Genomic DNA, 12,110 nt, shown 5'->3' with positions numbered 1-12,110 from the left:
GTCATACCGCGCTAGGAGCTTGATTTGGCCACCGCAACCCGCCCCGCACGCAAGGACAGCGGTTCCAAGGACCAGGTATTCAACTGGGAAGGCAAGGACAAGAGTGGCAAGCAGGTGCGCGGAGAAATGCGCGCCGGCGGCGAAGCCATGGTCCAGGCCACACTCCGTCGTCAGGGCATTCTGGTCACCAAGGTCAAGAAGCGCAGCTTCGGTCGTGGCGGCAAGGTGACCGAGAAGGACATCACGCTATTTACCCGCCAGCTCGCCACGATGATGAAAGCAGGCGTGCCGCTGCTGCAGGCTTTCGACATCGTCGGCAAGGGCGCCGCGAATGGCGCCGTGTCGCGCCTGCTGGGCGACATCAAGCTCGAAGTGGAATCCGGCTCCAGCCTGAATCAGGCCTTCCGCAAATACCCGCAGCACTTCGATCCGCTGTTCTGCAATCTGGTGTCTGCCGGTGAGCAGGCCGGTATCCTCGATAGCCTGCTCGACCGGCTCGCGACCTATCGTGAAAAGATCCTGGCCATCAAGGGCAAGATCAAGTCGGCCATGTTCTATCCGGCATCGGTGCTCGGCATCGCAATCATCATCACCGCGGTGATCATGATTTTCGTCATTCCGGAGTTCAAGAAGGTGTTTTCGAGCTTCGGTGCCGACCTGCCGGCACCAACGCTCGTCGTCATTGCAATCTCGGATGCCTTCGTCGCCTATTCCTGGCTCATTGCGCTCGTCGCCGCCGGTGCCTTCATCAGCTTTGCATACATGCTCAAGCGATCGCTGCCGTTGCAGATTGCCGTAGACCGGCTGCTGCTCCGCTTGCCGGTGATGGGCGACATCGTGCGCAAGGCAACCATCGCGCGCTGGGCGCGCACGCTGTCGACGATGTTCGCGGCCGGCGTGCCGCTGGTCGAAGCGCTCGATTCGGTCGGCGGTGCTGCCGGCAATCACATCTATCGCATGGCGACCAAGCAGATCCAGTCCGAAGTGAGTACCGGTACCAGCCTCACGGTAGCGATGCAGAACACGAATGTGTTCCCGGTGATGGTGGTCCAGATGGCGTCGATCGGCGAGGAATCCGGTCAGCTCGACGCCATGCTGTCCAAGGTGGCCGACTTCTTCGAGCAGGAAGTGGATGACTCGGTAGAGGCGCTGTCCAGCCTGCTGGAGCCGATCATCATGGTGGTACTCGGTACGCTGATCGGCGGCCTGGTGGTGGCCATGTATCTGCCGATCTTCAAGGTCGCGCAGTCGGTCTGAGCACAGGCAGGTCACATCATGAACATCGACCTGCTGGCCCAGTCCGGGCCGCTGGCGCTGCTGTGCGGCCTGATCGGTCTGGCCGTCGGCAGCTTCCTCAACGTGGTGATCCATCGCCTGCCGCTGATGATGGAACGCGAATGGGCGGCCCAGTGTGCCGAACTGGCCGGCCAGACGCCTGTACCGGCTGATCCACTGACCCTCTCGGCACCGCGTTCCCGCTGCCCGTCCTGCGGCCATGCGATCAGCGCGCTGCAGAACATCCCGCTGCTTTCGTGGGCGCTGCTGCGAGGTCGCTGCAGCGCCTGCCGGGCCCCGATCAGCGTGCGCTATCCACTGGTCGAACTGTTGACCGGCCTGCTCAGCGCCGCCTGCGCCCTCAGTTTCGGCCCGACGCTGCTGCTGGCTGGCGCACTGGTGTTCGTGTGGGCACTGATCGCCCTGACCTTCATCGATCTCGACACGCAGCTTCTGCCCGACAGCATTACCCTGCCTCTGGTCTGGGCCGGACTGCTGCTCAACCTGGTGGGCGGTTTCACCGACCTTCCGTCCGCGGTGGCGGGCGCCATCGTCGGCTATCTGGTGTTGTGGTCGGTTTACTGGGCCTTCAAACTCATCACCGGCAAGGAAGGCATGGGTTACGGCGACTTCAAGCTGCTCGCCGCGATCGGCGCCTTCCTTGGCTGGCAGATGCTGCCGGTGGTCATCCTGCTGTCGTCGCTGGTCGGCGCGAGCGTCGGCATCGCGCTGATTGTCTTCCGCTCGCACGGCCGCAACGTGCCCATCCCGTTCGGCCCTTATCTGGCGGCAGCCGGTGTTCTGGCCCTGTTTTTCGGGCAGTCCATCAACCAGACCTATCTCGGTGCTTTCTGAGCAGGCGCCCGGGGCCTTGAATCCGGCGCCCCGACCCTCATCTGCTTCGCGCATGGACTGAAATGTGCATGTGCAACAATGCCTTAATTTATACTTCTGCGATTTCCGGAGCCTGACATGCCGATATACGGTTACCGCTGCTCGTCCTGCGGTCATGAAAAAGATGTAATGCAGAAGATCAGCGAGGCAAAACTGACGGTCTGCCCGGCCTGCGGCGCATCGACCTTCACCAAGCAGCTTTCCGCGGCCGGCTTCCAGCTCAAGGGCAGCGGCTGGTATGCGACCGATTTCAAGGGCGGTGGCGCAAAGCCGGCCAGTCCTGCAGCCGGCGCCGATGCGTCGAAGGAGGCGTCATCCGGATCCTCTGCCGAACCGGCGTCGACCGACAGCAGTCCGGCCGCGCCGAAGGCTTGTGGCGGCCCGTGCGCCTGCCATTGATGAAACGCTATTTCATCACCGGTTTGCTGATGTGGATTCCGCTCGCGATCACCCTCTGGGTGCTCGCGTGGATCCTCGGCACGCTTGATTCAACCATGCTGCTGGTGCCCTACCAGTGGCGGCCGGAGCAGCTTTTCGGGTTCGACATTCCCGGTCTGGGCGTCATCCTGACCGTGCTGATCATCCTGATCAGTGGCGTAGTCGGTCACAACATCATCGGCCAGCGCCTGCTGCGCTACTGGGAAGGCCTGCTGTCGCGCATTCCGGTGGTCAAGTCGATCTACAACGGCGTGAAGCAGGTGTCGGACACGCTGTTTTCCAGCTCGGGCGAGGCCTTCCGCAAGGCGATGCTGATCCAGTACCCGCGCCAGGGCAGCTGGACCATCGCCTTCATGACCGGCCAGCCGGGCGGCGACGTGGCCAACCATCTGACCGACCACATCAGCGTGTATGTGCCGACCACCCCCAACCCGACCTCAGGCTTCTTCCTGATGGTGCCGCGCAGCGAGACGATAGAACTCGACATGACGGTGGACGAAGCGTTGAAATACATCGTGTCGATGGGCGTTGTGCCGCCCGCCCGCAAACCCAGGGTGCACAAGACGGTCGCGCCCGCACTCGATAACTGAAACCGGGGCGCGGCAGCGCCCCTACTCTCTTCCGGAAACACACCATGCGTACGCAATACTGCGGCCTGCTCGATGCGGGCTATCTTGATCAGACCGTCACACTGTTCGGCTGGGCGCACCGCCGGCGTGATCACGGCGGCGTCATCTTCATCGACCTGCGCGACCGTGAAGGCCTGGTGCAGATCGTGTGCGACCCCGATCGCGCGCAAACCTTTGCCGTGGCCGAATCGGTCCGCAACGAGTTCTGCCTGAAGGTGACCGGCCGCGTGCGTCGCCGTCCGGAAGGCACCACCAACGCCAATCTGGTGTCGGGCCAGATCGAAGTGCTGGCGCACGAAGTCGAAGTGCTGAACCCGTCGGTCACCCCGCCCTTCCCGCTCGACGACGAGAACCTGTCGGAAACCGTGCGCCTGACGCACCGCGTGATCGACCTGCGTCGCCCGGCGATGCAGAAGAACATGATGCTGCGCTACAAGACGGCGATGGCCTTCCGTCGCTTCCTCGACGAGAAGGGCTTCATCGACATCGAAACGCCGATGCTCACCAAGAGCACGCCGGAAGGCGCGCGCGACTATCTGGTGCCCAGCCGCGTGCACGATGGGCATTTCTTCGCGCTGCCGCAGTCGCCGCAGCTGTTCAAGCAGTTGCTGATGGTGGCCGGCTACGACCGCTACTATCAGCTGACCAAGTGCTTCCGCGATGAAGACCTGCGCGCCGACCGTCAGCCGGAATTCACCCAGGTCGATATCGAAACCAGCTTCCTCGACGAGCACGAAATCACCGCGTTGATGGAGGAGATGATCCGCTACGTGTTCAGGGAGGCGCTCGCGGTCGAGCTGCCGTCGCCGTTCCCGCGCATGACCTACGCCGAAGCGATGGACCGCTTCGGTTCCGACAAGCCGGACCTGCGCGTCACGCTCGAACTGGTCGACGTCGCCGATGCGGTCAAGGACGTTGCGTTCAAGGTGTTTTCGGGCCCGGCCAACGACCAGGCGTGCCGCGTCACCGCGCTGCGCGTGCCGGGCGGCGCGTCGCTGTCGCGCGGCGAGATCGACAGCTACACCGAATTCGTCAAGATCTACGGCGCACGCGGTCTGGCCTACATCAAGGTCAACGACGTCACGAAACTGAACGAGGAAGGCCTGCAGTCGCCCATCGTCAAGAACCTGAGCCCTGAATCGCTGGCCGCCATCATGGCGCGCACCGGCGCGCAGAGCGGCGACGTGATTTTCTTCGGCGCCGACAAGAGCAAGGTGGTGTCGGACGCACTCGGCGCGTTGCGCCTGAAGATCGGCCACGAGAAGAAGTACGTCACCGGCGACGCCTGGCGTCCGCTGTGGGTGATCGACTTCCCGATGTTCGAATACGACGAGGACGAAAAGCGCTGGAACGCCTGCCACCATCCCTTCACCAGCCCGAAGGACGATCATATCGGCCTGCTGAAGACCGATCCTGGCAAGTGTCTGGCCAAGGCCTACGACCTCGCGCTCAACGGCTGGGAAATCGGTGGCGGCTCGGTGCGTATCCATCGCGCCGAGGTGCAGGAAACCGTTTTCGAGGCGCTCAACATCGGTCCAGAGGAACAACAGCTCAAGTTCGGCTTCCTGCTCGACGCGCTGAAGTACGGCGCGCCGCCGCATGGTGGCCTCGCCTTCGGCCTGGACCGCATCGTCACGATGATGACCGGCGCCGAATCGATCCGCGACGTGATCGCCTTCCCGAAGACCCAGCGCGCGCAGTGTCTGCTGACGCAGGCGCCGAGCCCGGTGGACGAACGCCAGTTGCGCGACCTGCACATCCGCCTGCGCAACACCGCGAAGGCGGACGCGGCGCAGTAGGCAGGCTCGATGACCTCGGGGCTGTTTCGCCGGACCGGCCGCAGCGCAGTGCTTGCACTGCTGTGGCTGCTGCTCAGTGGCTTCGCGCCGCCGGATGGCCTGCCCGAGGTCGAACTCGACCGACTACCGCCCGAGGCCGCACGCACGCTGGTGCTCATCCAGCAGGGCGGGCCGTTTCCTTACTCGCGTGACGGCGTGGTGTTCCAGAACCGCGAACGGCTGCTGCCTGCGCGCCAGCGCGGCTATTACCGCGAATACACGGTGCGCACACCCGGTTTGAACCACCGCGGCGCGCGGCGCATCGTCGCCGGCGAGGGCGCAGCACGCGACGTGCGCAGGTCGGGCGAGTATTACTACACCGGCGACCACTACCGCAGTTTCCGCCGCATCAAGGAGTAACCATGTCTTCCCTGCCCCAACCGACGTCGATGGAGGCGCGACTGCGCGATGCATCGCGCAGCGGCGTGTTTTTCGCGCAGCCCACCGCGGCCGCCCGCGCAGCACGCATGGCCGATCAGGCCGGGCTGCTGCTGATCGGCCTCGATCTCAAGGACGCGCGCGACCGCGCTGCACTGTTCCAGGCCTTCGCCGACACCTTCGGCTTTCCAGCCACCTTCGGCCACAACCTCGACGCGCTGGGCGACTGCCTCGGCGACCTGTCATGGGTGCCGGCCGGCGGATATCTGGTGCACCTGAGCGGCTGCGCGAAGCCGGTCGAACACTGCAAGGACGACTTCAACGCCATCGTCGCCGTACTCGACGAGGCTGCCGCCGAATGGCGGGCGCGCGGCACGCCTTTCTGGGTGCTGATCGACCAGCCGAATACGCTGGCGCGTCCTTTCATGGCCAGCGCATGAAGCGACCGCAGTCCGTCCTGGTGCTGATCCACAGTGCCTGTGGTGACATCCTGCTGATCGAACGGGCGAAGCACCCGGGGTTCTGGCAATCGGTCACTGGCAGCGTCGAAGCCGGCGAATCGCTGGTCGGGGCGGCGCAACGTGAAGTGGCTGAAGAAACCGGCATCGTTGCCCCGGCCGCGCTGTTCGAGCGCTGGCATCACAGCAGCCGCTTCGAAATCTTCCCGATGTGGCGCCAGCGCTACCCGCCCGGCGTCACTCACAATACCGAACACCTGTTCAGCCTGTGCGTGCCGCGCGACACCCCGATCACGCTGGCACCCGACGAGCACCGCGACTGGCGCTGGCTGCCCTGGCGCGAGGCGCTTGACACGGTGTTTTCATGGACCAATCGCGATGCGATACGGATGTTGACCCAGCGCAAGCGACTGAACGCCGGCAGGCCTTGAAATGGTTTTTCGCCACCCCTAATTTCAGGGCATGCGGGACAGTTCCCGCGTCAGACACGAAAGGATGAGCGATGAATCAAGTCACCCGTTGGGACCCGTTCGAAAACCTGTTCAAGGACTTCCGCGGCCTCGTGCTGCAGCCAGTCGACATGGCCGGCAACCCGGACGTCCCGGCGCTGAAGGTCGATGTGAAGGAAGACAAGGACGCTTACACCGTGCACGCCGATCTGCCGGGCGTGGCGAAGGACGACATCCACGTCAACATCGAAGGCGCGGTGGTGTCGATCAGCGCGGAAAAGAAGCGCACGGTCGAGAACAGGGAGGGCGAGCGCGTGCTGCGCTCGGAACGCCACTACGGCAAGGTGTCGCGCAGCTTCCAGCTTGGTCAGGACATCGATGAAGCGCACGCCCAGGCCCGCTTCAGCGACGGCGTACTGGAACTGACGCTGCCGAAAAAGGTGGTTGCTGCGTCGCGCAAGCTGACCATCCAGTAAGTCACATCTGCGACATGCGAGAAGCGGACACCCCGGGTGTCCGCTTTTTGTTTGTGCAGTGCACGGCTAGAATCCGGCACCATCATCTCCAGCTGCCGGACACCCGAAATGCCCCACTCTTCCGACCTGACTTCCGGACTGTCACCCCACGCCAAGGCTGCCGTGCTCTCGGAGGCGCTGCCCTATATCCGGCGCTTCCAGGACCGCACCATCGTCATCAAGTACGGCGGCAACGCGATGACGGACCCTGCGCTGAAGCTCGGTTTCGCGCGCGACGTGACGCTGCTCAAGCTGGTCGGCATGAATCCGGTGGTGGTGCATGGCGGCGGACCGCAGATCGACGACCTGCTGAAGCGGGTCGGCAAGCAGGGCACCTTCGTGCAGGGCATGCGCGTGACCGACGATGAAACGATGGACATCGTCGAAATGGTGCTCGGCGGCCACGTGAACAAGGACATCGTGAACCTGATCAACCAGGCCGGCGGCAAGGCGGTCGGACTGACCGGGCAGGATGCGTCCTTCATCCGCGCCACCAAGCTGATGATGCCGAACAAGGACAAGCCGGACGAAATGCTCGATATCGGACTGGTCGGCGACATCGTGTCGATCGACCCGACCATCATCAATTTCCTCGACAGCGGCGACTTCATCCCGGTGATCGCGCCGATCGGCGTCGGCCCGGACGGCGAAAGCTACAACATCAACGCCGACGTGGTGGCCGGCAAGCTGGCGGAAATCCTGAAGGCGGAAAAACTGGTGCTGCTGACCAATACGCCGGGCGTGCTGGACAAGGAAGGCAATCTGCTGACCGGCATCACGCCGCGTGACGTCGATGCCATGATCGCCGACGGCACGCTGTCCGGCGGCATGCTGCCCAAGATCGGTTCTGCGCTCGACGCGGCGCGCAGCGGCGTCAAGAGCGTGCACATCATCGATGGACGCGTGCCCAATGCGCTGCTGCTCGAAGTGCTGACCAATGACGGCGTCGGCACGCTGATCAAGAGCAAATGACGTCCCCCTGGGCCCGGCGCCGCCCGGCCCGTCCCCCGGAGGGGGTAAGACATCAGCCCTGACCCGATTCACGCGCGACGCCCGGACGCCGGCAGACGTCCGGTCTGGATCTTCGATCTGGACAACACACTGCACGACGCCAATCCGCACATTTTTCCGCATCTGAACCGGGCGATGACCGCCTGGCTGATGACGGAACTCAAGCTCGAACAGGCGGAAGCGGATCGGCTGCGCATGCATTACTGGCACCGCTACGGTGCCACGCTGCTCGGCCTGATGCGCCACCATGGCACGCGACCGGCGCACTTCCTGCGCGGCACGCACGACGTCGAGGCACTGCGACCCGGCGTGGTGTTCGACCGCGCGCTGCGCCACATGCTGACCCGACTGCCGGGCCGAAAGATCGTATTCACGAACGGACCGGCGCATTACGCCGAAGCGGTACTGGCGGTGATGGGCATGCGCCACCTGTTCGACGCGGTACATGCCATCGAACATTCGCGCTACGTGCCGAAGCCGCGGCTCGCCGGCTTCCTGCACCTGTTGCGCGACCAGCGCGTGACGGCGGCGGACTGCATCATGGTGGAGGACACTGCGGCCAATCTGCGCACCGCGAAACAGCTCGGCATGCGCACCGTGTGGATCAACCGCAGCGCGGGCCACCACAATTACGTCGACCTGCGGCTGACTTCGGTGCTGAAGCTGCCGCACGCCACACGACTGCTCAGCGTCAGGCGTCCCTGAGCCAGCGCGCCGCGTCCAGCGCGTAATAGGTCAGGATCCCGTCGGCGCCAGCGCGCTTGAAGGCGAGCAGCGCTTCCATCGCGGTGGCGCGCTCGTCCAGCCAGCCGTTGGCGACCGCGGCCTTCAACATCGCGTACTCGCCGCTGACCTGATAGGCATAGGTCGGCACACCCAGTTCCGATTTCACCCGGCGCACGATGTCCAGATATGGCATGCCGGGCTTCACCATGACCATGTCCGCGCCTTCGGCGATGTCGAGCGACACTTCGCGGATCGCCTCATCGCTGTTCGCCGGGTCCATCTGATACGTGTACTTGTTGCTCTTGCCGAGATTGCCGGCAGAACCCACCGCATCGCGGAACGGGCCATAGAAGGCCGATGCGTACTTGGCCGAATAGGCGAGGATGCGCGTGTGGATCATGCGGTGCGCGTCGAGTTCGAAGCGGATGCGGCCGATGCGCCCGTCCATCATGTCCGATGGCGCGACGACGTCGGCGCCGGCACGCGCATGGCACAGCGCCTGTCTGGCCAGCGCCTCCAGCGTTTCGTCGTTCATCACATAGCCGGTCGCGTCGATCAGGCCGTCCTGACCGTGGCTGGTGTAGGGATCGAGCGCAACGTCGGTGATCACGCCGAGTTCCGGAAAGCGCGCCTTGATCGCCTGTACCGTGCGCGGCACCAGCCCGTCCGGATTCCACGCTTCGGCCGCATCGTCGGTCTTCAGCGGGGCGTCGATCACCGGAAACAGCGCCAGCGCGGGCACGCCGAGCGACACCGCCTGTTCGGCCACCCCCATCAGCACATCGACGCTGACCCGGCTCACGCCGGGCATCGAAGCCACGGCCTCGCTGCGCGTCGGGCCATCGAGCACGAATACCGGATAGATCAGATCGTTGGTGGTGAGCGTGTTTTCGCGCATGAGCCGGCGCGAGAAATCATCGCGGCGCATGCGGCGCAGGCGGGTGGACGGGAAATGGCTGGCGGGAGGAAAGGACATCGCGGTGGCCCGGTTCGCAAAGCCGCGATGATAGTACGTGCGCCCCCGGCTCCGCGTGCCGGCACCGGCCACGGAGCGCTGCGGCGACGCAACAATTCCGGAACTCGCGCCGACGCGACCCGGTCAGAGCAGGCGACGGTGCGAGCCGTCACCCGCTTCACCTCCCTGAGCGGGTGCTTCTTCAAGAGGCGTTTCGAGCCCACGGCTTCCATCCCCTTTGGCCGTGGGCTTTTTTCTTTCCGGCTCCGGCGTTCTGTGCGCCGTGGGCCGCTTCGCTGCAGCAGGTCTCAGACCGGTGTCGACGATGCCTGTTCGGGCAGATGCGCGGCCAGCCAGGGCGAAACGGCCGCCTCGGCTTCTTCGACACCGGTCTTCTTCAGGCTGGAGAACAGTTGCACGCTGACCTGCTCGCCCATGCCCGACAACTGACGGCGTACGTCAGCCAGCGTCGCCGCCTGCGCGCTGCGCGTCAGCTTGTCGGCCTTGGTCAGCAGAACGTGCATCGGTTTCCCGCTGACCGAAAACCACTCGATCATGTTCCAGTCCAGAGGCGTGAGCGGGTGGCGCGCATCCATGATGAGCACAAGGCCGGCCAGGCTTTCGCGCTCCTTCAGGTATCGCTCGATCAGTCCCGCCCAGGCCTTGCGGACTTCGATCGGCACCTGGGCATAGCCGTAGCCGGGCAGGTCGACCAGAAAGCCGCCGCGCACCAGCGTGAAGTAGTTGATCAACTGGGTACGCCCTGGCGTCTTGCTGACGAAAGCCAGACGCGTGTGGCCGACCAGGGTGTTGATGGCACTCGATTTACCGGCATTGGAACGCCCGGCAAAGGCGATTTCCGGGCCGGCAGGCGCCGGCAGGCCGGACGGCTTGGCGACCGAAAGATGGAATGCAGCACCGCGGAACAGAGAGGACAAATCGATTACGCGCCACGCGCGCCCAGGAAAACACGGTAAAATGAGGAGTTTACCGTATCACCCTATTCAATCGACCACAGATCCATCCGGCCATCGACCGGATTCATCGTTCAAGGATAGTCATGCGCATGCTCAAGTGTTTCGGTTTTGCCCTGTCTCTGACCCTGGTTTCCGCCAGCGCGCTGGCGTCTGAAGAAAAAGCCGCCCCGAAAGCGGACATTGCGGCCGGCAAGACTGTCGCGACGCAGGTGTGTGCGGCCTGTCATGGTGCAGACGGCAACAGTGTCATCGCGGTCAACCCCAAACTGGCCGGCCAGCATCCGGAGTATCTGTACAAGCAATTGATGAATTTCCGCAGCAAGGACGGCCAGCCGCCCGAGCGCCCCAACGCCATCATGGGCGCACTGGCCTCCGGCCTGTCGGAAGCCGACATGCGCAATGTTTCGGCTTACTACGCGAGTCAGACCCAGACGCCGGAAAAGGCCAAGGGCAACCGCGAAAGCATCGAACTGGGCCAGCGCCTGTGGCGCGGCGGCGACCTCGAAAAGGGCCTGCCCGCCTGTGCCGGCTGTCACGGCCCGACCGGTGCCGGCATGCCCGCCCAGTACCCCAGAATTGCGGGCCAGCACGCCGATTACACCGAAACGCAGCTGAAGTATTTCCGCGTTGCCGAACGCGCGAATGACCCGGCCAAGATGATGCGCATGGTTGCGGTCAAGATGACCGACGCTGAAATCAAGGCGGTGTCCGACTACGTCGCCGGCCTTCGCTGAGCGCTCAGACCAGCGATCTCGCTGGCCGAAAAGCCCGCCGCCAGGCGGGCTTTTTCGTTGACCGGCGGCTGCAGACGCGGCGCATTGAAGGCGTTGAACAGCTGGAGGAAGGTGGCTTCGGGCGCCAGTCCGCGCTGCGCGCACACATGACGGAACCAGCGATCGCCGATCGCAACATGGGTGATTTCGTCACTCAGGATGAGGTCGAGAATGGCCAGCGCCGGCGCGTCGCCAATGTTGCGCAGCTTGTCCATGATGGGCGGTGTGGCATCCAGCCCGCGCGCTTCGAGCACGCGCGGTACCAGCGCCATTCGGGTCAGCGCGTCATCGGCGGTGCGCCGCGCCATGTCCCACAGGCCGGCGTGCGCCGGAAAGTCTCCGTAATCATGGCCCAGTGTCTGCAGGTGGGCGCGCAGCAACCCGAAGTGGCGTGCTTCGTCGGCCGCCACGCGTAACCAGTCGCCAAGGTAGGCGTCCGGCAGGTCGCGGAAGCGCCAGGCGGCGTCGAGTGCAAGATTGATGGCGGTGAATTCGATGTGACAGATCGCATGGATCATCGCCGCATGGCCTTCGCGCGTACCGACGCCGCGGGGGCGCAGCGCCGAAGGCTCGACCAGTTCGGGCCGCGCCGGGCGCCCGGGTTCGTTGATGCCGTGCGGGGGAGGCGCGGTGCGATCAAACCCGGTGCCGTCCTGCCAGTCAGCCCACAGGGCGGCCACCGCAGCGCATTTGATCTCGGGCACTTCGCACATCAACAGCGCCAGCAGTTCGGGAAAAATCTTTCGGTTCATCTGCCGTCATAGAAGTAAGGTCGCGTCGATGCGGCCGGTCAG

General features: G+C 64.4%; 15 protein-coding genes. 12 read left to right on the top strand and 3 right to left on the bottom strand.

The window, feature by feature from the left end:
- Positions 1-24 precede the first annotated feature (24 nt).
- The 11 genes from Q8Q80_RS14455 to Q8Q80_RS14405 all read left to right on the top strand — a co-directional run bounded on the left by Q8Q80_RS14455 (position 25) and on the right by Q8Q80_RS14405 (position 8,590).
- On the top strand, positions 25-1,257 hold the full coding sequence (locus tag Q8Q80_RS14455; protein WP_257081937.1) for a type II secretion system F family protein: 1,233 nt from the start codon (positions 25-27) through the stop codon (positions 1,255-1,257).
- 18 nt (positions 1,258-1,275) lie between these two features.
- Complete coding sequence (locus Q8Q80_RS14450) at positions 1,276-2,130, top strand: A24 family peptidase (protein WP_371132771.1); 855 nt, start codon at positions 1,276-1,278, stop codon at positions 2,128-2,130.
- Positions 2,131-2,247: 117 nt separating this feature from the next.
- Positions 2,248-2,568, top strand: coding sequence for an FmdB family zinc ribbon protein (locus tag Q8Q80_RS14445; RefSeq protein ID WP_305633580.1), 321 nt, complete (start codon positions 2,248-2,250; stop codon positions 2,566-2,568).
- Positions 2,568-3,197, top strand: a complete 630-nt coding sequence (locus Q8Q80_RS14440; RefSeq protein WP_305633579.1) for a DUF502 domain-containing protein — start codon at positions 2,568-2,570, stop codon at positions 3,195-3,197. The genes Q8Q80_RS14445 and Q8Q80_RS14440 overlap by 1 nt, the downstream gene beginning before the upstream one ends.
- A gap of 44 nt (positions 3,198-3,241) precedes the next feature.
- Positions 3,242-5,035, top strand: a complete 1,794-nt coding sequence (gene aspS / locus Q8Q80_RS14435; protein WP_305633578.1) for an aspartate--tRNA ligase — start codon at positions 3,242-3,244, stop codon at positions 5,033-5,035.
- A 9-nt stretch (positions 5,036-5,044) separates the two neighbouring features.
- Positions 5,045-5,434 (top strand): ribonuclease domain-containing protein, encoded by a 390-nt coding sequence (locus Q8Q80_RS14430; RefSeq protein WP_305633577.1) that lies wholly within the window; start codon positions 5,045-5,047, stop codon positions 5,432-5,434.
- Between the two features lie 2 nt (positions 5,435-5,436).
- Positions 5,437-5,892: a barstar family protein gene (locus tag Q8Q80_RS14425; RefSeq protein ID WP_305633576.1), complete on the top strand. Its 456-nt coding sequence runs from the start codon at positions 5,437-5,439 to the stop codon at positions 5,890-5,892.
- Positions 5,889-6,341, top strand: coding sequence for a dihydroneopterin triphosphate diphosphatase (gene nudB, locus Q8Q80_RS14420; RefSeq protein WP_305633575.1), 453 nt, complete (start codon positions 5,889-5,891; stop codon positions 6,339-6,341). Before Q8Q80_RS14425 ends, nudB begins: the two co-directional genes overlap by 4 nt.
- Positions 6,342-6,412: 71 nt before the next feature.
- Positions 6,413-6,835 (top strand): Hsp20/alpha crystallin family protein, encoded by a 423-nt coding sequence (locus tag Q8Q80_RS14415; RefSeq protein WP_305633574.1) that lies wholly within the window; start codon positions 6,413-6,415, stop codon positions 6,833-6,835.
- 108 nt (positions 6,836-6,943) lie between these two features.
- The gene (argB, locus tag Q8Q80_RS14410) at positions 6,944-7,846 is read left to right on the top strand and encodes an acetylglutamate kinase (protein ID WP_069038525.1); all 903 of its coding nucleotides are present in this window, start codon (positions 6,944-6,946) and stop codon (positions 7,844-7,846) included.
- A gap of 150 nt (positions 7,847-7,996) precedes the next feature.
- Complete coding sequence (locus Q8Q80_RS14405) at positions 7,997-8,590, top strand: HAD-IA family hydrolase (RefSeq protein WP_305633597.1); 594 nt, start codon at positions 7,997-7,999, stop codon at positions 8,588-8,590.
- On the opposite strand, the gene hemB is transcribed toward Q8Q80_RS14405, so the two are convergent.
- Together hemB and yihA are read right to left on the bottom strand one after the other, a co-directional pair.
- Positions 8,577-9,587, bottom strand: coding sequence for a porphobilinogen synthase (hemB, locus tag Q8Q80_RS14400; RefSeq protein ID WP_305633573.1), 1,011 nt, complete (start codon positions 9,585-9,587; stop codon positions 8,577-8,579). The genes Q8Q80_RS14405 and hemB overlap by 14 nt on opposite strands.
- A gap of 287 nt (positions 9,588-9,874) precedes the next feature.
- Complete coding sequence (yihA, locus tag Q8Q80_RS14395) at positions 9,875-10,504, bottom strand: ribosome biogenesis GTP-binding protein YihA/YsxC (protein WP_305633572.1); 630 nt, start codon at positions 10,502-10,504, stop codon at positions 9,875-9,877.
- Positions 10,505-10,626: 122 nt separating this feature from the next.
- Here yihA and Q8Q80_RS14390 point away from each other — a divergent pair, with 122 nt between their 5' ends.
- Positions 10,627-11,277: a c-type cytochrome gene (locus tag Q8Q80_RS14390; RefSeq protein ID WP_305633571.1), complete on the top strand. Its 651-nt coding sequence runs from the start codon at positions 10,627-10,629 to the stop codon at positions 11,275-11,277.
- Here Q8Q80_RS14390 and Q8Q80_RS14385 read toward each other — a convergent pair.
- Positions 11,256-12,068, bottom strand: a complete 813-nt coding sequence (locus Q8Q80_RS14385; protein WP_305633570.1) for a ferritin-like domain-containing protein — start codon at positions 12,066-12,068, stop codon at positions 11,256-11,258. The genes Q8Q80_RS14390 and Q8Q80_RS14385 overlap by 22 nt on opposite strands.
- Positions 12,069-12,110: the final 42 nt, after the last annotated feature.

The sequence above is a fragment of the Methyloversatilis sp. genome, from assembly GCF_030698125.1.
Lineage (GTDB): Bacteria > Pseudomonadota > Gammaproteobacteria > Burkholderiales > Rhodocyclaceae > Methyloversatilis.
The sequence above is the reverse complement of the archived record's forward strand: the minus strand, read 5'-3'. Positions and strand labels throughout refer to the sequence as shown.

What these genes read in the sequence shown, in the direction of transcription:
- Q8Q80_RS14450 (WP_371132771.1), top strand. Translation starts at nt 1,276, where the DNA reads ATGAACATCGACCTGCTGGCCCAGTCCGGGCCGCTGGCGCTGCTGTGC.
- Q8Q80_RS14445 (WP_305633580.1), top strand. Translation starts at nt 2,248, where the DNA reads ATGCCGATATACGGTTACCGCTGCTCGTCCTGCGGTCATGAAAAAGAT.
- Q8Q80_RS14440 (WP_305633579.1), top strand. Translation starts at nt 2,568, where the DNA reads ATGAAACGCTATTTCATCACCGGTTTGCTGATGTGGATTCCGCTCGCG.
- aspS (WP_305633578.1), top strand. Translation starts at nt 3,242, where the DNA reads ATGCGTACGCAATACTGCGGCCTGCTCGATGCGGGCTATCTTGATCAG.
- Q8Q80_RS14430 (WP_305633577.1), top strand. Translation starts at nt 5,045, where the DNA reads ATGACCTCGGGGCTGTTTCGCCGGACCGGCCGCAGCGCAGTGCTTGCA.
- Q8Q80_RS14425 (WP_305633576.1), top strand. Translation starts at nt 5,437, where the DNA reads ATGTCTTCCCTGCCCCAACCGACGTCGATGGAGGCGCGACTGCGCGAT.
- nudB (WP_305633575.1), top strand. Translation starts at nt 5,889, where the DNA reads ATGAAGCGACCGCAGTCCGTCCTGGTGCTGATCCACAGTGCCTGTGGT.
- Q8Q80_RS14415 (WP_305633574.1), top strand. Translation starts at nt 6,413, where the DNA reads ATGAATCAAGTCACCCGTTGGGACCCGTTCGAAAACCTGTTCAAGGAC.
- argB (WP_069038525.1), top strand. Translation starts at nt 6,944, where the DNA reads ATGCCCCACTCTTCCGACCTGACTTCCGGACTGTCACCCCACGCCAAG.
- hemB (WP_305633573.1), bottom strand. Translation starts at nt 9,587, where the DNA reads ATGTCCTTTCCTCCCGCCAGCCATTTCCCGTCCACCCGCCTGCGCCGC.
- Q8Q80_RS14390 (WP_305633571.1), top strand. Translation starts at nt 10,627, where the DNA reads ATGCGCATGCTCAAGTGTTTCGGTTTTGCCCTGTCTCTGACCCTGGTT.
- Q8Q80_RS14385 (WP_305633570.1), bottom strand. Translation starts at nt 12,068, where the DNA reads ATGAACCGAAAGATTTTTCCCGAACTGCTGGCGCTGTTGATGTGCGAA.